General features: G+C 54.8%; 19 protein-coding genes. 12 read left to right on the forward strand and 7 right to left on the reverse strand.

Features of this window, described 5'->3' with window-relative positions:
- The first annotated feature begins 27 nt into the window (after positions 1–27).
- A complete protein-coding gene (locus KK078_RS02165) occupies positions 28–564 on the forward strand; it encodes a hypothetical protein (RefSeq protein ID WP_254088591.1) in 537 nt (178 codons plus the stop codon).
- A gap of 44 nt (positions 565–608) precedes the next feature.
- Here the strand turns inward: KK078_RS02165 and KK078_RS02170 are convergent, their stop codons facing one another.
- The 4 genes from KK078_RS02170 to KK078_RS02185 all read right to left on the reverse strand — a co-directional run bounded on the left by KK078_RS02170 (position 609) and on the right by KK078_RS02185 (position 3,848).
- Positions 609–1,316, reverse strand: coding sequence for a PrsW family glutamic-type intramembrane protease (locus tag KK078_RS02170; protein WP_254088592.1), 708 nt, complete (start codon positions 1,314–1,316; stop codon positions 609–611).
- A gap of 70 nt (positions 1,317–1,386) precedes the next feature.
- Positions 1,387–1,926, reverse strand: coding sequence for a hypothetical protein (locus KK078_RS02175; protein WP_254088593.1), 540 nt, complete (start codon positions 1,924–1,926; stop codon positions 1,387–1,389).
- 191 nt (positions 1,927–2,117) lie between these two features.
- On the reverse strand, positions 2,118–2,711 hold the full coding sequence (locus tag KK078_RS02180; protein WP_254088594.1) for a nitroreductase family protein: 594 nt from the start codon (positions 2,709–2,711) through the stop codon (positions 2,118–2,120).
- 27 nt (positions 2,712–2,738) lie between these two features.
- Positions 2,739–3,848 (reverse strand): amidohydrolase family protein, encoded by a 1,110-nt coding sequence (locus KK078_RS02185; protein ID WP_394370543.1) that lies wholly within the window; start codon positions 3,846–3,848, stop codon positions 2,739–2,741.
- Positions 3,849–3,971: 123 nt separating this feature from the next.
- Between KK078_RS02185 and KK078_RS02190 the strand changes: the two genes are divergently transcribed.
- Both KK078_RS02190 and KK078_RS02195 read left to right on the forward strand, forming a co-directional pair.
- Positions 3,972–5,081, forward strand: coding sequence for a tetratricopeptide repeat protein (locus KK078_RS02190; RefSeq protein WP_254088596.1), 1,110 nt, complete (start codon positions 3,972–3,974; stop codon positions 5,079–5,081).
- Between the two features lie 80 nt (positions 5,082–5,161).
- Positions 5,162–5,794 (forward strand): response regulator transcription factor, encoded by a 633-nt coding sequence (locus KK078_RS02195; protein WP_254088597.1) that lies wholly within the window; start codon positions 5,162–5,164, stop codon positions 5,792–5,794.
- Position 5,795: 1 nt separating this feature from the next.
- On the opposite strand, the gene KK078_RS02200 is transcribed toward KK078_RS02195, so the two are convergent.
- Positions 5,796–6,182, reverse strand: coding sequence for a hypothetical protein (locus KK078_RS02200; protein WP_254088598.1), 387 nt, complete (start codon positions 6,180–6,182; stop codon positions 5,796–5,798).
- Between the two features lie 166 nt (positions 6,183–6,348).
- Here KK078_RS02200 and KK078_RS02205 point away from each other — a divergent pair, with 166 nt between their 5' ends.
- The 3 genes from KK078_RS02205 to KK078_RS02215 all read left to right on the forward strand — a co-directional run bounded on the left by KK078_RS02205 (position 6,349) and on the right by KK078_RS02215 (position 10,203).
- Complete coding sequence (locus KK078_RS02205) at positions 6,349–6,681, forward strand: tRNA-binding protein (protein WP_254088599.1); 333 nt, start codon at positions 6,349–6,351, stop codon at positions 6,679–6,681.
- A gap of 3 nt (positions 6,682–6,684) precedes the next feature.
- Complete coding sequence (locus KK078_RS02210; RefSeq protein ID WP_254088600.1) at positions 6,685–9,123, forward strand: bifunctional UDP-N-acetylmuramoyl-tripeptide:D-alanyl-D-alanine ligase/alanine racemase; 2,439 nt, start codon at positions 6,685–6,687, stop codon at positions 9,121–9,123.
- 150 nt (positions 9,124–9,273) lie between these two features.
- Entirely contained in the window at positions 9,274–10,203 is a 930-nt protein-coding gene (locus KK078_RS02215; RefSeq protein WP_254088601.1) for a sulfite exporter TauE/SafE family protein, read from the forward strand.
- Positions 10,204–10,209: 6 nt separating this feature from the next.
- On the opposite strand, the gene KK078_RS02220 is transcribed toward KK078_RS02215, so the two are convergent.
- Positions 10,210–10,362, reverse strand: coding sequence for a hypothetical protein (locus KK078_RS02220; RefSeq protein WP_254088602.1), 153 nt, complete (start codon positions 10,360–10,362; stop codon positions 10,210–10,212).
- 119 nt (positions 10,363–10,481) lie between these two features.
- Here KK078_RS02220 and KK078_RS02225 point away from each other — a divergent pair, with 119 nt between their 5' ends.
- The 6 genes from KK078_RS02225 to purE are packed head-to-tail and all read left to right on the forward strand — an operon-like array spanning position 10,482 to position 16,895.
- On the forward strand, positions 10,482–10,712 hold the full coding sequence (locus KK078_RS02225; protein WP_254088603.1) for a FeoA family protein: 231 nt from the start codon (positions 10,482–10,484) through the stop codon (positions 10,710–10,712).
- Positions 10,712–12,832 carry a ferrous iron transport protein B gene (gene feoB, locus KK078_RS02230; RefSeq protein ID WP_254088604.1) on the forward strand — a complete coding sequence of 707 codons (2,121 nt, stop codon included), beginning with the start codon at positions 10,712–10,714 and terminating at the stop codon, positions 12,830–12,832. Before KK078_RS02225 ends, feoB begins: the two co-directional genes overlap by 1 nt.
- Positions 12,833–12,878: 46 nt before the next feature.
- Positions 12,879–13,259 carry a hypothetical protein gene (locus tag KK078_RS02235; RefSeq protein ID WP_254088605.1) on the forward strand — a complete coding sequence of 127 codons (381 nt, stop codon included), beginning with the start codon at positions 12,879–12,881 and terminating at the stop codon, positions 13,257–13,259.
- A gap of 15 nt (positions 13,260–13,274) precedes the next feature.
- Positions 13,275–15,197: a peptidylprolyl isomerase gene (locus KK078_RS02240; RefSeq protein WP_254088606.1), complete on the forward strand. Its 1,923-nt coding sequence runs from the start codon at positions 13,275–13,277 to the stop codon at positions 15,195–15,197.
- A 40-nt stretch (positions 15,198–15,237) separates the two neighbouring features.
- A complete protein-coding gene (locus KK078_RS02245) occupies positions 15,238–16,380 on the forward strand; it encodes a 5-(carboxyamino)imidazole ribonucleotide synthase (RefSeq protein ID WP_262898569.1) in 1,143 nt (380 codons plus the stop codon).
- Positions 16,381–16,382: 2 nt separating this feature from the next.
- Positions 16,383–16,895: a 5-(carboxyamino)imidazole ribonucleotide mutase gene (gene purE / locus KK078_RS02250; protein WP_254088607.1), complete on the forward strand. Its 513-nt coding sequence runs from the start codon at positions 16,383–16,385 to the stop codon at positions 16,893–16,895.
- On the opposite strand, the gene KK078_RS02255 is transcribed toward purE, so the two are convergent.
- A complete protein-coding gene (locus KK078_RS02255) occupies positions 16,896–17,900 on the reverse strand; it encodes a TerC family protein (RefSeq protein ID WP_254088608.1) in 1,005 nt (334 codons plus the stop codon). It abuts the gene before it with no gap.
- Between the last annotated feature and the right edge of the window lie 98 nt (positions 17,901–17,998).

Raw genomic sequence — 17,998 nt, forward strand, 5'->3', positions numbered from 1 at the left:
CCGCCAAAGCTTTGTACCTTCACTCTTATGAGAGTGCTTTGTATCAGCTTGTTTTTCCTGGGTCTCATCGGTTGCCAGGAGATTACGTACCGCGAGCCGCAGCCCAGGGGCGTAAACACCCTGGCGGAGATACCCGAGGCCCTGCGCGGACACTACCTGCTGCCGGAAGACAACCGCGCCGTACGCGACACGTTGGTGGTGGAGGCCCATACCTATTTTGCCCTGAGCGACAAGGGCGACAAGCGCGTGCTGGGCGACAGTCTGTTGTTGCGCTACTATAAAGGATATTATTTCATCAACCTGTACAACAACCCCGAATGGCTGGTGCGCGCGATGCGGCTCGAGCCCAACGGAGACATCGCCTACTTCATGCTGGGCGCGGAGGAAAAAGAATTTCCTGCGTTCATCCGGAATTTTGGACGCGAGATCAAGGTAGACTCGTCGGTTGTCAGGGGCAAGAAATTATACCAGATCGACCCGAACCCTGCGCAGTTGCTCGGCCTTTTGAAAAAGGGCCAGTTCAGACAGGTCGCTATTCTCAAACGGATTCAGGTGACGCCATAACGGCTGCGGTATTGGTGGCTGGTATTGCCCGATGCGCGAAACGCCTATTCCTGCTTTTCTTCCGACTCCTCCCGTACTAAGAATGGCGACGCCTGCTGATGCAGCCGTATCGCCTTCCGCGCCAGCACAAAACCCAATACCAGCGATGCCACGCCGCCGACCCACAGGGCGGGCAGGTGCGACATGAACCAGAAGTAGTCATATGCCCCGTGTAATACCGCCGCAGCGCCAAGGCCGATCACACTGTAGTAGAATTGCCGGTAGGGCGCAAACCGTGCCTTGCCTACAAAGTATCCCATCAACACGCCAAAGATGGCATGCGCAGGCACGGCCGTAAACATGCGGAGGATGCCTGTGCGTACACCAAAGTCATAGACATACACAATGTTCTCGAGCGTGGCAAACCCCATGCTCACCATGACGGCATAGACAATACCGTCGAACGGCTCGTTGAAGTTCTTGTTATGGAACAACACAAAACGGACAAAGAGGAACTTACTCAGCTCCTCGACCAGCGCCACTTTGAAGAATGCATTATAGAACTCGCCTACCACATCGTGGGACTTCGTGACGAGGAACATGTTTAGCGGAAAACTGATCACCAGCGTGATCACCGTGCTGAGCATGCCATAGAAAAAGCTGATCAGCAGCAGGGAGACCGGCTCCCGCTCGTGTTGGTCTTTTAAGTATATGTACAGGCCAATGGCCACCCCGGGTGCGACGGCCAGGGCCAGCAGGCTGAAAGGATCCATTTAAAAGGAAATTGACGACCCAAGGTACTCTTAAATCGTCAATTCCAGTCAAAACAGACGCAAAAGGCTTTTATTCGATGACTTCTTCTACCTTATCGAGCTTGGCGGTCGAGAATTTGCCGGACGTGGCGTAGACAATCTTGCCCGTTTCGTCCAGCACGAAGAAGTACGGAATGTCTTTCTTCTCGAAGTCGAGCGCCTCCTTGTACGGCTTCAGCTCGCCCCGATAGAACAGGATGTAGGGCAGCAATTGGGGGTCGATGTTTTTCATGGCCTTGCGTTTGGCAGTGCCGGTAGCGGCCGCGTTCACGCCGGTGAACATGGGCACGAAGTATACGTTCACATCATAGCCGAACCCCGACATCAGGCCGGTAGTCTTTTGAATGAACTTCTCGAACACGGGTTGGAACCACGAGTTCAGCTCGTCTTCCGATTTTTTGGAGTACGCCAGGCCCAGCAGGGTATACTTGCCTTTGACGTCGTCGGGCAGCTTTACTTTTTTATCTTCAACACTCTCGGCTTCCATGGCGGGAAACATCTTGCCAACGACCTGGGCATGCGCCACAACACCCATAATCATCATGACGAGAGACAGTACAAAGTGTTTCATACAATTGTGTTTAGGAGTGAATGTCTTAAACGACGGGAATAGTAACCGTCGGAAAGACAAATGTAGGAGACAAATCGATACCCTGGGGGCAAAAACACGAGGAGGTCGGTGCATAACGGGTGGGTTCGACCAAAGGCGGCAGAATGTGTGGTCTCACGCACACGTTCCACATGCCTTTATTGTTGCGGTGCTTATCCTTCAACCCATGTCACCTTTTCGTCGACAGGCTTGCGACGGCTGTCGGGCACGGCGCCTTTGATCTTGCCAACGTGCAGGAAGCCGATCAGTTTGTCGTCCGGGCCGAGGTTGAACAGGGCCCTGGCTTCTTCCCAGTGGGTAATGCCGCCGGTGCTCAGGTAACAACCCACGCCATAGGCGGTGGCCGTGAGATACATGTTCTCGATCGCGCAATACACCGCGCCTACCTCTTCAATTTCCGGCAGGGATTTCTTTTCGTCGCGCTTCATGGCCACGGCAATGATGTGCGACGAGAGCTTGGGTTTCGTCAACAGGTTTTGATAGCGGTCTTCGCTATAGGTCCCTTTGGCCGTAGTGACCTGGCGATAGAGCGCGGCCTGCTCTTCGGCCAGCTTTTGAATGCCGTTGCCGGTAAAGACGATGAAGCGCCACGGCTCCGTCAGTTTGTGCGTAGGCGCCCAGTTGGCGTTCTCCAGCATCTGGCGGATGATGGCGTCGTCCACCTTCTCATCGGTGTATTGTTGTTGAAAAACAGAACGGCGGTTCCGGATCAGGGTATTAACAAGATCAGCTCTTTCTTGGCTCATGTGTGTGAATAAAAAATGAATGTTGTGTTATTTCGGAAATTGTGATGCGTCGATGTGCGGAATGATCTTCAGGGCGTTTTTGTAATAGATCTTTTTCAGGATGTCGTCGGGCAGATCGAGGCCGTACATCCGCCAGAAGGCGTGGTAACGCTTGTGATACGGAAAATACTCGTCTGCCGTTTCGAGCACGCGAAAATACGTTTCATATTCGTCCGGCACCCACGAGTCCTTACCAAATAATACGCGATCCTGGTACTTGGTCAGAAAGGCTTTGGCGGCACGCGGCTGGCGGCCCAGCTCGGCGATCACCGCGCCGATCTCGGTATACATGTTGGGGAACTGGTCGAGCAGCTCGCCCAGCTTCTTCAGGTCGTTGCCATACCAGGCCAGGTGGGCGGCGATGAAGGTGGTCTTGGGATGTTTGCGAATGATGTTGTGCTGCTCGGCGATGATCGTTTCCCACGACACGGGGTCGCTGTCGTGCCGGCGACCCGGGTGCAGCTTGAGCTCCAGCCATCGCTCGTTGTTCTCGTCGATGGGTTGCCAGAACTGCTTAGGGTCTGCCGCGTGGATGAGCACGGGTATGCCCAGCTGACCACACTTCTCCCAGATAGGATCGATGCGCGGATCGTCGATGTGTACACGCTTGCCTTTGCTGTCTTCGGTGAACATGCCCAGGCTCTTATAGATCTTCAGACCGTTGGCGCCTTTGCGCACGTCATCCTCCAATTGCTTCAGCATGCGGCCCTGCCACTGCGGGTCGTCGATGGCGGCAAAGTCCATGTTGGTAAAAACAATGAAGCGGCCGCTGTTGTTTTTCTTTACGTTCTCCAGCGATCGTTCGAGGTGCTCGGTGCTGCCGCGGCCCCGGCCGCTGAGGTTTACCATCACCTGCATGTTGAGCTTGTCCATTTCTTTGGCCAGGGCGTTGAGGTCCTGGCTGGGCATGTTGAACTGGTGGTTGTGCACGTCGATGAAGGGGAACTTCGCCCGGGTCAGGTGATGCTCGGGCACCACCAGCGTGGACGGCGGATCGTATTCTTCAAAGTCCATTTTCTGGTCCAACGGTTTTTCCTGCGCCCACGCCACGGTGATACTGCAGAGCGCGGCCCAGGCTATCGGGTATATTCTCGTCATCATAAAAAGCTTTTTGCGTGAAAATACACGAAAAAGTCTACAGTCACCGGCCGGTATTTGATGACGGGCAGCAAGCTGATGTCAGGCTTTATTTTTACCTTGCCGTGATATTAACACGACCTCATGGGAAAATGGGTATTTTTTGTGCTGGGCTGCCTTGTCGCCGTAACGGTGTGTGCCCAGGACGCGCAAGTAGAAGGTGCCAGGAAGAAGATCCAGGCAAATGATTTTGCCGGGGCCAAGACAGACCTTACGAAGCTCATCGATGCCAACCCACGCAACAAGCTGGCGCTGAACCTGCGCGGCCAGGCACGCATGGGCCTGGAAGATTTCTACGGCGCCATCGGCGACTTCAACTTCGCCCTGGAGCTGGACTCTACCTTTGCCGAAGCCTGGAATAACCGCGGCGAAGCCAAGATCGCCCTCGGCGACGACGAGAGCGCCATTAACGATTTCACCAAAGCCATCAAGTTCAACGCCAAACTGGTGCTGGCCTATACCAACCGCGGCCTGGCCAAATACGACATCGAAGACCTGCAAGGCGCCTACCAGGATTTCTCGAAGGCCCTCGACCTGGGCCCCGCCGACGCCGACAAATATTTTAACCGCGGCGTAGTAAAGGCGGAGTTGGGTGAGTTCATCAGCGCCATCGACGACTATACCAAAGCTATCGAGCTGGACAAGACCGACGCGGGATTGTATAACTACCGCGGCGTGGCATACTACAACACCGGCAACCTCGACCAGGCCGTCGCCGACTATGATCAGGCGATCAAGCTCGATCCCAAAGACCCGCTGAAGTATGAGAACCGTGCGCTGGCGAAGAATGCGAAAGAGAACTTTAAAGGGGCGCTGGAAGATTTTAACAAGGCCATCGAGCTCGATGCCACGCAGGCCGAGACCTATAACCTGCGCGGCGTGGCCAGGTTCAACCTCGAAGACCACGACGGCGCCATTGCCGATTACACCAAGGCCATCGAGCTGGATGAGACCAATCCCGTGTATTACGACAACCGGGCGCTGTGCAAGACGGAAAAAGAAGACTACGCGGGTGCGGTAGAAGATTATTCATCCTCGATCGAGCTGTATCCCACGGATCCGGAAACATATTATCAACGTGGGCTTGTAAAGCTTTCCATGAACAACAAGTATGACGCGTGCCTTGACTTCAAAAAAGCGGAAGAGCTGGGATCGACTGAAGTGAAGGCCATCATCAAGAAGAACTGTAAGTGATCGGTGGTGGGAATGATTCCCACATGTTTATGTGATTGGAAGGTGTTTCAGACAAGACCAGGCTTCTGTTACTTTGCACTATGATATCAGTCAGTATAGTAGAAGACGATGAGCAGATCCGCAAGGGCGTGCAGACGTTCTTGAGTCGTCAACCCGGCTTTTCGAGCGAGCATGTTTACGGCTCCATCGAAGAGTTGTTGAAAGGCATCAACCAGGGCAGCATTCCCAACGTCATCATCATGGACCTGGGCCTGCCCGGCATGTCGGGCATTGAAGGCATCAAGCTCGTAAAAGAGAAAAATCCCGACATCGATATCATTGTCTTCTCGGTGTACAACGACCCCAAGCGCATTTTCGATTCGCTGTGCGCCGGTGCCACGGGCTACCTGCTGAAGAACACGCCGCTGGAAGAGATCAAGGAAGGCATCGAGCTGCTGGCCCACGGGGGCTCGCCCATGTCGCCGCAGATCGCCCGCAAGGTGATTGAATACTTCGGTCAGCCGGAGAAAAAGAAAGAAGCAGCATCACCGTTGTCGGCCAAAGAGAAAGAGATTGTGGTAGGCCTGGTAGACGGTCTGAGCTACAAGCTTATTGCCGACCGCATGGACATCAGCATCGAAACGGTGCGCTTCCACATCAAGAATATCTATCGCAAGCTGCACGTACACGGCAAGGCGGAGGTGATCTCCAAATCGCTTCGCGGAGAGATCTAGATCAATCCATGATATCCTGAAGCTTGTACTTCCGGATGATGTAATACAGGAAATTGAACGAGAGCACGGAGTCGTCTTCGTCGTTGCTCTGACGGGCAGTGTTTTTGTTGGCGTCGGTGCTGCTGGAAGGTACTGCCAGGGATTTGATCGGCGCGGTGCGGGCAGAGTCGCGGGACAGGACAGGCGTGTGCACACGGGTGGTGCCGCTGGTCATCGATTCTCCTTCTCCACCGGGGCTGTAGTGGCTGCGTTCTTTCGTTTCGCTGTCACTGTCATTGCCGCCTTCGTTGAAGTACCCGGAGTCCTGAGCGTTTATGCAAACGATTCCGGAAGGAGTCAGAATGGCCAGACTTAAGGTGAAGACGATATGGTACAAACTGATCTTCATGTTCCTTGTCCAGATGTCTGAGGTAACGTCCGAATATAATTTTTTGTTCCGGCTCAAAGTACAAAATAAAACTTGGATTGCCAGCTATTTGAGATAACTTCTGTCGGTTTATGGCCAAAATGGAGGTATTTATATACTTTTTAACATTTCAATAACAAATTGCAGCATGATCAGCTGGGACGACTTTGCCAAAGTAGACTTCCGGGCGGGAACCATCGTCCGGGCGGAGCCATTTAAAGAAGCAAAAAAACCTGCGTTCAAGGTCTGGGTCGACCTGGGTGCAGCGCTCGGTATAAAACAATCCAGCGCACAGATCACCGCGCACTATACACCGGAAGAGCTCATCGGCCGGCAGGTGATCTGCGTAGTGAATTTCCCACCGAAACAGATCGCAAATTTTATCTCGGAAGTTTTGGTGACAGGTTTTCCGGACGAACAAAAAAATGTTGTTTTGAGTAGTATTGATAAAAAAGTGCCCAACGGTGCACGTCTCTTTTAAACCATGATCTTTTTCTCCGAGCTTCCGGCCTTGCTGGGCGGCACCGTCCTGCAGCTGTCGGAAGATGCAGGCATAACACTTCTGACACTCGACAGCCGCAAGGCTATCCCCGGTAAAGGCACGCTCTTCTTTGCCATTCGCGGCGAACGCCACGATGGCCACGTCTACCTGGCTGAGCTCTACCAAAAGGGCATTCGACAATTTGTAGTCGAGCAGCCCGTAGCGACACACGCTTTCCCGGAAGCGAATATCATACAGGTGCCCGCAGCGGTGGACGCCTTGCAGCGACTGGCGGCGCATCACCGCGCGAAGTTCCCGATACCCGTAGTGGGCATCACGGGCAGCAACGGCAAGACGATCGTTAAAGAGTGGTTGTTTCAAATGCTGTCGAAGTATCTCAGCATCGTAAAGAACCCCGGCAGCTATAATTCTCAGGTAGGTGTGCCGTTGTCGGTATGGCAGATGCAGGCGCATCACCAACTTGGCATTTTCGAGGCGGGCATCTCCCGTCCCGGTGAGATGGAAAGGCTGGCCGCGATCATCCGGCCTACCATCGGTGTGTTCTCGACCATCGGTCCTGCGCACGACGAAGGCTTTGCTTCGATGACGGAGAAGATCCACGAGAAGCTCAGGCTGTTTAACGATGCCTCGGTGATCGTCTATTGTAAAGATCACGAGGCGATAGACGCTGCCATCACACCGCTGCATAGAACGACTTTTTCCTGGGGGCGCTCGTCGGGTGTGGACATACTCGTGGTGCCGTCGGAGCAAGGGGGCTATGCGGTTTCCTATCGTGGCCAGGTCGGCGAGTTGCGCCTGCCGTTTTCCGACCAGGCGTCTGTGGAGAACTGTTTTCACTGTGTGGCCGTGATGGTGTGGATGGGCTATAGCCTGCACCAGGTGCAGGAGGCGATCAACAGCCTGCGGGTTGTGCCGATGCGCCTGGAGCTCAAAGAAGGCATCAATCACTGCCAGCTGATAGACGATACCTATAACAACGACCTGGGTGGACTGGAGATCAGTCTTCAATTCCTGGCGCACCAGCACCAGCGCACGCGCAAGCGCGTGATACTCTCCGACATTCTCGAATCCGGATTGGCCGAGGCGACGCTGGCCGAGCAGGTATCCGACCTGTTGGCGAAACATCATATACAACAGTTCATCGGCGTCGGACCGATGTTCCACGCCTATCAGCAGCTGTTTCCCGCGGGTTCGTTGTTCTATTCTTCGACCGAAGACTTCCTGGAACAGTTTGATACCTCTACGCTGTACGAGGAGATCATCCTGGTGAAAGGGGCGCGGCCGTTTCAGTTCGAGCGGATCGTCAACCAACTGCAGCGCAAAGTGCACGGCACGGTCATGGAAGTAGACCTGGGCGCCCTGGTACACAACCTGAACTTCTTCCGCGCACGGCTGCGACCGGCGACCCGCATCATGGTGATGGTAAAGGCCTTTGCCTATGGCAGCGGCAGCAACGAGGTGGCCAACATGTTGCAATACCACAAGGTAGACTACCTGGGCGTGGCCTATGCGGACGAAGGCGTAGAGCTGCGGCGTAACAACATCACATTGCCCATTATGGTCATGAATCCTTCGGAAGAAAGCTTTGCGACCTTGCTGGCGTATAATCTCGAGCCGGAGATCTATAGCTTCCGCATCCTGGCCGCATTGCTCAAATTCCTTAACAACAAACCGTGCCGGATACATCTGAAGCTCGATACCGGCATGCGTCGCCTGGGCTTTGACGGCGGCGAATTGGAGGAGCTCATCACGATCCTGAAAGCCAATCCGCAGTTGACGGTGGCGACGATGTTCAGCCACCTGGCAGGTGCCGATGAGCACGAGCACGACAGCTTCTCACATGAACAGGCAGACAAGTTCAAAACGTGGGCGACGACGGTGGCCGACGCGATCGGTCAGAAGCCGGTGTTGCACATGCTGAATTCGCCGGGCATCCTGCGCCTGCCCGAACTGCAATTCGACATGGTGCGCCTGGGCATCGGCCTCTATGGCATCGACCCGACGGAAGAAGGCACCCAGGGGCTACGCCCGGTGGCCACCTTAAAAACCATCATCTCGCAACTAAAGCACATCCGCGCCGGCGAAAGCATTGGCTATGGTCGCCGTGGCCGGGCTACGGCCGATATGACGCTGGCCACGATCGCCATTGGCTATGCGGACGGTTTCAGCCGGGCGTTCAGCCGCGGTGTAGGCAAGGTGCTGATCCGCGGCCGGCGCGCCCCCGTCATCGGCAATGTCTGCATGGACATGACCATGGTGGATGTGACCGGTATCGGCGCCCGGGAGGGTGACGAGGTGATCCTTTTTGGCGGGGCACTGCCCATTCAGGAGGTCGCCCGGAGCATCAGTACCATTCCGTACGAGATCCTGACCAATACCCGCGAGCGCATAAAACGCATTTTTGTCGCCGAGGGCATCTGAAAAAGCTACCCCTCGTGGCGGTTTATGCGCCTCTGATGCCACTTTTGGCCATTTTCATCACTTTTTTGGTTTTCTCTTTGGGGTTTTGGACTTGCCGTAGCATATTTGTCTATTATTTCAATAGAGAATATAGCCGTATAGCGTTTTAGCATGGAAGGTGAAGAGCTGATACAAAAGACTCCAGGATCGTTTGAGGTTGAGCAAAAAGAATCCGTTGGCTGGCGATATGCATACATAACGCTGATCACGCTTGTTTTGCTCGTTGCGGCCGCTACGATCGTCTATTCTTACAATCTGCTGGATGTTGTGGGGGGGTGGGTGAAATCGCTGGATAACGACTTTTACCTGTTTATGCTGGCGGGCTTTATTGCGCAAATGATCGACGGCGCCCTGGGCATGGCCTACGGCGTGAGCGCTTCTACGTTTTTGCTTTCGTTTGGTGTTCCGCCCGCCGCGGCGAGCGCCAGCATTCATACATCCGAGATCTTCACCAGCGGGGTATCAGGCCTGATGCACCTGCGCTTTCAGAATGTCAATAAAAAGCTTTTCAAGACGCTTTTAATTCCGGGCGTGGTAGGCGCGGCGCTGGGTGCGTACGTGCTATCGTCGCTGGAGCAATACAACAACTACCTCAAGCCCGTAATTGCCGTGTACACCCTGTACCTGGGCATTGTCATCATCCGCAAGGCGATCACCGGTAGCCGTAGCAAGATCAAGACCAAGAACATTCCCAAACTGGCCACGTTCGGTGGCTTCATGGACTCCATCGGCGGTGGCGGTTGGGGCCCGATCGTTTCTTCCACGCTTATTGCCGGTGGCCGGCACCCGCGTTACACCATTGGCTCGGTGAACCTCACGGAATTCTTCGTGGCATTGGCCAGCTCACTCACCTTTATTGCCGTGATCGGCATCAGCCACTGGCAGATCATCGCCGGGCTCATTGCGGGCGGCGTTATTGCAGCACCCATCGCGGCATACCTCTCCAGCCGTCTGCGGTTGAAAAAGATGATGATCTTCGTGGGCATCATGGTGATCCTCGTCAGCGTGCGCATCATCGTCAAGAGCGTGACCAGCTGGTAAGACCTTTTATCCACAACCCAGATTTTTCTTTAAGTCGCGCGTCGGCAAACCGCCAAAGTCGAACGGCTTTTCTTCCGGCTGTTCCTGTGGTGGCGCCGGGGCCGCCGGTGGTGTTTCCGCCTTTTGGGGCTTCATATCTGCTTTTTTCTTCTTTTTCATACGATCAAAGATCGTCGCCGCCGCGTGTAAAATCAACCACCTCATAATCTGCTAAAATCATTGCGCAGCAGGGGAACCGCGTATATCTTTGCCTTGTTTAAAATTGATCTAAATAGAGCATGGAGCTGGTCAGGAATGTAGCGCAGATGAAGCCTGGAGAGGTGGGTGTGGTGTCGGGCTTTACCGATGATCATTTGTCAATCAAGCTGATGGAGATGGGCTGCTTGCCGGGTGCTCCCGTTCGATTTAATTTTGCCGCCCCCCTGGGCGATCCTATTTGTATCAGCGTAGCCGGGTACGAGCTCTCTCTTCGGTTGGAAGAAGCGGCTACCATTTCAATCCTCAATTAATGGCGTCTGCTTCCAAAACAAAGATTGCGTTAGTCGGTAATCCAAATTCGGGCAAGTCATCACTGTTCAATCAACTTACCGGTCTCAACCAAAAGGTTGGAAATTTTCCCGGCGTTACGGTCGACAAAAAATCCGGCTTCACGACGTTGCCTGACGGTACCGTTGCAGAGATTGTAGACCTGCCCGGCATCTATAGTATTTATCCCCGCAGTCTCGACGAGCGCATCGTGTCGGAGATCTTGCTGGATCACCGCTCGGCGGCACTTCCCGATAAGATCGTCGTTGTGGCCGACGCCACGAACCTGAAACGCAGCTTGCTGTTGCTCACACAGATCGTCGACATGGGGTTGCCCGTCATGCTGGTCTTAAACATGATGGACCTCGTGGCCAGGGCGGGCATCAGCTACGACTTCACCGCGCTGTCCCGGCGCCTGGGCGTACCGGTAGTAGCGGTCAACGCGCGCAAGGGTGAAGGCATCAAAGAGCTCAAGGAACAATTGAGCAAGCCGCTGGCCGTCTCACAACGGCCGTGCTTTACCATTTGGGAAGAAGCGAAGGCACCGGTAAAAGAGCTGCGCGACACGCTGGGTGTCGACAACGACTACGAAGCATACCTGTTCCTGGAGCAACCCGACTCGCTCAAGTTCCTGCCGGCAGACCGGAAGAACAACGTCGATCGTATCCGTACGGCGCACAAATTCCATCCCGGCAAGTTTCAGGGCGCAGAGACGATACAGCGGTACAGCTTCATACAAGACCTGCTGAACGACATTACGTTGCGGGCAACCGATCACTCGTGGAAGAAACATTCGAACCAGCTGGATCGGATCCTCACCCACAAGGTGTGGGGGTATCTTATTTTCCTGGGACTGTTGCTGCTCATCTTCCAGGCCATCTTTGCCTGGGCCACGGTACCGATGGATTTTATCGATGCCGTGTTTGCCGACCTCAGCCAATGGGTTGGTTCTGCGTTGCCCGCGGGTCCCGCTACCAGCTTGCTGGCGGAAGGTATAATACCGGGCCTCGGTGGCATTGTCATCTTTGTACCGCAGATCGCGATCTTGTTTGCGTTTATTTCTATTCTGGAAGAATCGGGTTATATGGCGCGCGTGGTGTTTCTGATGGACAAGATCATGCGCCGCTTTGGATTGAACGGCAAGAGCGTGGTGCCGCTGATCTCGGGCGTAGCCTGTGCTATCCCGGCCATCATGGCAACCCGCACGATCGATAACTGGAAGGAGCGTACCATCACGATCATGATCACGCCGCTGATCAGTTGCTCCGCCCGCCTTCCCATCTTCACGATCATCATCGCCTTGATCGTGCCGGACGAAACCGCCCTTGGTTTCTTCAACCTGCAAGGCCTCGCCCTGATGGCGCTCTACCTGCTGGGGTTTGTCATGGCCATTACGTCGGCATGGATCATGAACCTGATCATCCGCGTGCGCGAGCGTAGCTACCTCGTGATGGAAATGCCGACGTACCGAATCCCGAAGTGGTCGAACGTTGGTTATACCATCCTGGAAAAGACAAAGGCCTTTGTGTTTGAAGCCGGCAAGGTGATCATGGCCATCTCGATCGTGCTGTGGGTGCTGGCGAGCTACGGCCCCGGTGATATTACCACCCGTGCGACGGCGTCGGTGCAGCAGGAGTCTGCCAACCTTCGTCTGACCGAAGAAGGTTTACAAGATCGCATCGCGGCGCGCAAGCTGGAGTATTCCTATGCCGGTATTATTGGCAAGGCCATCGAGCCGGTGATCCGGCCCCTGGGCTATGACTGGAAGATCGGCATCGCGCTGATCACGTCGTTCGCGGCCCGCGAAGTGTTTGTGGGTACGATGGCCACGATCTATAGCATCGGCAGCGCGGGCGACGAAGACGAAACGACCATCAAGACACGCATGCGCGAAGAGGTCAATCCCGAAACAGGCGAGGCGCGGTTTACGCCGGCGGTAGGCTTTTCGCTGTTGATCTTCTACACGTTTGCCATGCAATGTATGAGTACGATTGCCGTGGTATACCGCGAAACGAAGGGCTGGAAATGGCCCTTGCTGCAATTTGCATATATGACCGCGCTGGCGTATGTATCGGCATTTATCGTGTACCAGGTATTGCGGTAAGGATGAAGGAAATGATTATCTTCGTTGGCTAAACAACCCTCTCCCCATGACCGCTAACTACCACCTGGGCTTGCTTTACCTGGTAAGGCTGCTGATCGATGCCGACGGCATTACCGACACCATGGAGCTTGCCGCCCTGCAGGCCATCAAAGACCGCGAAAACATCCCGGAAGAGATCTTTGAACAATTTGAGGAGGAAGCGCGGGGCCTGTCGTACCAGGAGTTATACACCGCGGGCATCGACCTGATCAACGCGTGTAGCTACGAAGAGAAGCTGCGTACGTTCGGTGTGTTGTATCGCCTGTCGGAAGTAGACGGCCGGGTACATCTGAAAGAAATACGGTTACTGTTGAATTCCATTAAAACGGCGGGGCTTGAATTTGATGCGGTGGTAAATGTGGCGAAGGCCATGCCGGTGATCCTGTAAGTTATCGAGCCTTGTATGCGTATAGTTTCTTTTTCCCTCGCTGCCGCCGTCGCGCTGGCAGGTTGTACACGTGGCGTAGAATCACCCGACACGTCCGTCAATAAATTCACCGACCCTGTTTTCGTGAAGATCGCCGATCTTCAGGACCGGCGGCAAACCGACAGTTTGCTGGTATACCTGGCGCATGACCACGCGGGATACCGCCAGGCCGCGGCACTGGCGTTTGCTTCTGTGCAGGATTCCGCGGCGGTAGAGAAGTTAGGCGCAAGCCTGAAGGATGCCGAAGTGTCCGTGCGCCTGGCGGCAGCGTATGCGTTGGGGCAGACGGTGTCGCGGGGAAGTGCGCAATTACTAAGCGGCTTCATACATGAAAAAGATGACAGCGTGCGGGCCGTGATGCTGGAAGCATATGGCAAAGTAGCCGCGCGATATAAGGCACTGGAAGATCCGCAGGCTTTTCGTGACACTACTACACTCGGTTCGGCCATGGTGTGGTCGTTGTACCGCGCGGCGGTCCGGAATAAGGTCGATACCACCTACAGTGTGATACCCTATAATTTACTGGAAGCCGGCGCGCCGACGTGGGCGCGGTTTGGTGCCGCACAATATTTCTCACGGCCGACAACACCTGCCGGCCGGTATACCGACCGACTCATAGCAGCGGCTAAACACGATCCCGACGCGCTTGTGCGCATGTCGGCCGCGCTGGCATTAAAGAAAGCAAAAGCCGATACCATCGTAAAGGTATTAACCGGTATTATTACCGCTGATAAAGATTATCGCGTGCGCGTAAGCGCTGTGCGTGCATTACAGGCGTTTCCGTTGGAGCACACCTGGCCGGCGTTGCAAAATGCATTGCTGGATCAGTCACTGCAGGTGCAGGTAGCGGCATCGGAGGTAATGATCGCGGTAGCGGCCAAACAGCAAGCCGTGGTGATCGCAGAGTCGGCGCGGGCCGCGCGAGATGCGCGCGTGAAAGCCAATCTATACGAGGCAGCGCTCGTGGCAGGTGCCGGTGATAAAGTATTGCAGGAAGTAATGGAGCTGGCAAAGAAAGAAAGCGATCCGTATCACAAAGCATTTTTGATAGGTGCCCTGGGGCAGTCGCTTACCGCCTATACCTTTTTGCACCAGCAGCTGCTCGCGGCAGATACACCCGTGGTGCGTTCTTCGGCAGCGGAAGCACTGATAGGCTTGAATGATCACAAAGACTTCCCGGCGAAGTTAAAGCCTGTGTTTGCCGGCCTGTATAAAGATGCCATCAACACGGGCGATGCCGCCGTGATCGGAATCGTGGCCGGCGTGCTGGCAGACTCTGCGCTGGGGTATAAACAAGTGGTGAAAGATTTTTCTTTCCTGCGCGCGGCGCGGGAGAAGCTGTCGCTGCCACGCGACAACGAGGCGATCCAACCGTTGGAAGCAGCGCTGGCACACTTCGAAGGACGTAAAGCGCCGGCGGTGAAAAATGAATTTAACCACCCCATCGATTGGGCATTGGTCGGGACGATCGCGCGCGATCAAAAGGTACGCATTCAAACAACAAAGGGTGACATCGTGGTGCGGCTGCTGGTCGAAGAAGCGCCGGGCTCGGTGGCAAACTTCGTGGCGCTGTTACAACAAGGTTACTTCGACAAAAAATTCTTTCACCGCGTCGTGCCCAACTTTGTGATCCAGGCCGGATGTAACCGCGGCGATGGCTGGGGGAGCGAAGACTACTCCATCCGCTCGGAGTTTTCGGGCCGCCGGTATACTACCGGCAGTGTAGGGTTTGCATCGGCCGGAAAAGATACCGAGGGCACGCAATGGTTTATCACCCACTCGCCCACGCCGCACCTGGACGGTCGCTATTCGATCTTTGCAGAAGTTGTCTCGGGCATGGACGTGGTCGATACCGTGGAGGTGGGCGACCAGATAGTGCGTATTGCGCTGGTGCCGTAAGGTTATCCTTTCTACCTTGCTGCGTCAAAAACAGCGCGTTTTGAGCCTTTCGTTTCAACAGAACTTCAAGCTGGGCATCCTGGGCGGTGGCCAGCTTGGTCGTATGCTTATTCAATCGGGAATAGACTTTAATATCCCGTTCTCCATTCTCGACCCCGACCCGCAGGCGCCGTGCTCGGCCCTGGCGGAATTTCAGACGGGTAAGCTGACGGACTTCGACACGGTCATGAAGTTCGGCGCGCCCTGCGACATCATCACCATCGAGATTGAAAACGTCAATACGGCGGCCTTAAAAGAGCTTGTCAAACAAGGCAAGAAGGTTTTTCCCCAGCCCGACGTCATCGAGCTGATACAGGATAAGCGTACACAAAAGATCTTCTACCGCGACAGCGGCATCCCCACCGCCGAGTTTGTGCTGACGGAAAATGCCGAAGACGTACGCCGGCATGCGGACTTCCTGCCGGCCGTGAACAAGCTCGGCCGCGAAGGCTACGATGGCCGCGGCGTACAGATCCTCCGTTCGGAGAAAGACCTGGCCAACGCCTTTGATGCACCCGGGCTGCTGGAGAAGCTGATCGACTTTGAGAAGGAGATCTCCGTGATCGTGGCCCGCAATGAACAGGGTGAAGTAAAAACCTTCCCCGTGGTGGAGATGGTGTTTCACCCCGTGCAGAACCTGGTGGAATATTTATTCGCCCCGGCAGCGCTGCCCGAGGCGATTGCAAAAGAAGCCGACGCGATCGCCCGCACGATCATCGACAGCCTGAAGATGGTAGGCCTGCTGGCCGTGGAAATGTTTGTGACGAAAGACGGCAAAGTGCTCGTGAACGAGATCGCGCCCCGCCCCCACAACAGCGGCCACCAGACCATAGAAGCCAACATCACGTCGCAATATGAGCAGCACCTGCGCGCGATCCTGAACTGGCCGCTGGGCGATACATCCATGGTGATCCCCGGGGCGATGGTAAACCTGTTGGGAGAGCCGGGCCACGAAGGCGTGGCGAAGTACCAGGGGTTTGAAGCGGTAGCCAGGCTCGCGGGGGTGCATGTACACCTGTATGGCAAACGCTTTACCAAGCCCTTTCGCAAGATGGGGCATGTAACGATCGTTGATAACGACCTGGCGCGCCTGCGCGAGAAGACCATGTTTGTAAAAGAGACTTTAAAAGTTATTGCATCATAAGTATGAGTAAACCTGTCGTAGGGATCATTATGGGCAGCCAGTCCGATCTGCGGATCATGAAGGAGGCGGCCGAAGTATTAGACGAATTGAAAGTGGCCTATGAGGTCACCGTTGTATCGGCGCACCGTACGCCGCTGCGCATGGTAGAGTACGCCACCGCGGCGCGTGGCCGGGGCATACAGGTGATCGTTGCCGGCGCCGGTGGTGCCGCGCATTTGCCGGGCATGGTGGCGTCGCTTACGTCGCTGCCGGTAATTGGTGTGCCGGTAAAATCATCGAACTCCATCGACGGGTGGGACTCGGTCTTATCGATCCTGCAAATGCCTGCGGGTGTACCCGTGGCCACCGTAGCGCTCGACGGCGCGCGCAATGCCGGTATACTGGCGGCGCAGATCGTAGGGGCCGCCGATGCGGCGTTGGGGCAACGCATCGATGCCTTTAAGGAATCGCTGAAAGTGAAAGTAGAAACTACGGCGAAAGATATGGAAACGAAGGGGTGGAGGAGCGCGCTGTGATCAGCTGCTCACCTCATCCTTTTCTTCCGGCTCATCTTTGCGCGGTACCAGTACGGAGAAGATGATCGACAGCGTCAGCGTGGCGATGATGACCGAGAACGAAGTATATACACCCACGTCGATGTCGAAGATCTCGAGCAACATCTTGGCACCGATAAAGAACAGGATGATCGAGAGTCCTTTCTGCAGCAAATAGAACTTGTCGATGATGCCGGCCAACAGGAAGAACATCGCCCGGAGGCCCATCACGGCAAAGATGTTGGAAGTATAGATCAGGAATTCGTTCTGCGTAATGGCAAACGCCGCCGGGATGGAGTCTACCGCAAAGATCAGGTCGGTGGTTTCGACCAGGGCGATCACCAGGAACAGCGGGGTGAACACCAGCCGCCCGTTCTCGCGTACCACGAAGCTGCCGCCGTGCTCGTTCTTGGTCATGGGCAGGAAGCGCAGACAGAACTTCATGATGGGGTTCTTCTCCGGCTCGATCTTCTCGTCGCCGTCTTCAAAGTAGATGCGGATGCCGGAATAGATCAGGAACACGCCAAAGATGTACAGAATCCAGTGGAACTGGTGAATGAGGTACGCACCCACAAAGATGAATACACCCCGGAACACGATCGCGCCCAGGATCCCCCAGAAAAGTGTCTTGTGATAATATTCTTCCTTTACGCGGAAGTACTTTAGGATAAGCAGGATGACAAAGATGTTATCGACGGAAAGCGCATACTCGGTCAGGTAAGCCGAGAAGTATTCCACGGCGCCTTCTGCACCGCTGTCGTCGTATTTGTAAATGAAGAAGCCAAAGAGGGTGGAGATACAAACCCAGAAAATGGATTGATACAACGCCGATTTGGTGGAAATGCGCCGGGCCTGTTTGTGAAAGAGCCCCAGATCAAGCACCAGGAACAGGATGATGATGATAGCAAAGACGCCAAAAAGAATGGTCTCCCGTTCACTCTGATTTCTGAAGAGGGAGAAAAGGAGTATGTTCAGGGCTGATAACAAGGGGGAGTATTCCGGTTAATGATTAAAAGCTTTTATAAACATCAAAAAATCACATCTTTGGCAATTTGTGAATGCCAAAACTACAAATATATTTCAAT

Origin of the sequence: Dawidia soli (assembly GCF_018598185.1) — a bacterium.
Lineage (GTDB): Bacteria > Bacteroidota > Bacteroidia > Cytophagales > Cyclobacteriaceae > Ohtaekwangia > Ohtaekwangia soli.

What these genes read in the sequence shown, in the direction of transcription:
- KK078_RS02165 (WP_254088591.1), top strand. Translation starts at nt 28, where the DNA reads ATGAGAGTGCTTTGTATCAGCTTGTTTTTCCTGGGTCTCATCGGTTGC.
- KK078_RS02170 (WP_254088592.1), bottom strand. Translation starts at nt 1,316, where the DNA reads ATGGATCCTTTCAGCCTGCTGGCCCTGGCCGTCGCACCCGGGGTGGCC.
- KK078_RS02175 (WP_254088593.1), bottom strand. Translation starts at nt 1,926, where the DNA reads ATGAAACACTTTGTACTGTCTCTCGTCATGATGATTATGGGTGTTGTG.
- KK078_RS02180 (WP_254088594.1), bottom strand. Translation starts at nt 2,711, where the DNA reads ATGAGCCAAGAAAGAGCTGATCTTGTTAATACCCTGATCCGGAACCGC.
- KK078_RS02185 (WP_394370543.1), bottom strand. Translation starts at nt 3,848, where the DNA reads ATGACGAGAATATACCCGATAGCCTGGGCCGCGCTCTGCAGTATCACC.
- KK078_RS02190 (WP_254088596.1), top strand. Translation starts at nt 3,972, where the DNA reads ATGGGAAAATGGGTATTTTTTGTGCTGGGCTGCCTTGTCGCCGTAACG.
- KK078_RS02195 (WP_254088597.1), top strand. Translation starts at nt 5,162, where the DNA reads ATGATATCAGTCAGTATAGTAGAAGACGATGAGCAGATCCGCAAGGGC.
- KK078_RS02200 (WP_254088598.1), bottom strand. Translation starts at nt 6,182, where the DNA reads ATGAAGATCAGTTTGTACCATATCGTCTTCACCTTAAGTCTGGCCATT.
- KK078_RS02205 (WP_254088599.1), top strand. Translation starts at nt 6,349, where the DNA reads ATGATCAGCTGGGACGACTTTGCCAAAGTAGACTTCCGGGCGGGAACC.
- KK078_RS02210 (WP_254088600.1), top strand. Translation starts at nt 6,685, where the DNA reads ATGATCTTTTTCTCCGAGCTTCCGGCCTTGCTGGGCGGCACCGTCCTG.
- KK078_RS02215 (WP_254088601.1), top strand. Translation starts at nt 9,274, where the DNA reads ATGGAAGGTGAAGAGCTGATACAAAAGACTCCAGGATCGTTTGAGGTT.
- KK078_RS02220 (WP_254088602.1), bottom strand. Translation starts at nt 10,362, where the DNA reads ATGAAAAAGAAGAAAAAAGCAGATATGAAGCCCCAAAAGGCGGAAACA.
- KK078_RS02225 (WP_254088603.1), top strand. Translation starts at nt 10,482, where the DNA reads ATGGAGCTGGTCAGGAATGTAGCGCAGATGAAGCCTGGAGAGGTGGGT.
- feoB (WP_254088604.1), top strand. Translation starts at nt 10,712, where the DNA reads ATGGCGTCTGCTTCCAAAACAAAGATTGCGTTAGTCGGTAATCCAAAT.
- KK078_RS02235 (WP_254088605.1), top strand. Translation starts at nt 12,879, where the DNA reads ATGACCGCTAACTACCACCTGGGCTTGCTTTACCTGGTAAGGCTGCTG.
- KK078_RS02240 (WP_254088606.1), top strand. Translation starts at nt 13,275, where the DNA reads ATGCGTATAGTTTCTTTTTCCCTCGCTGCCGCCGTCGCGCTGGCAGGT.
- purE (WP_254088607.1), top strand. Translation starts at nt 16,383, where the DNA reads ATGAGTAAACCTGTCGTAGGGATCATTATGGGCAGCCAGTCCGATCTG.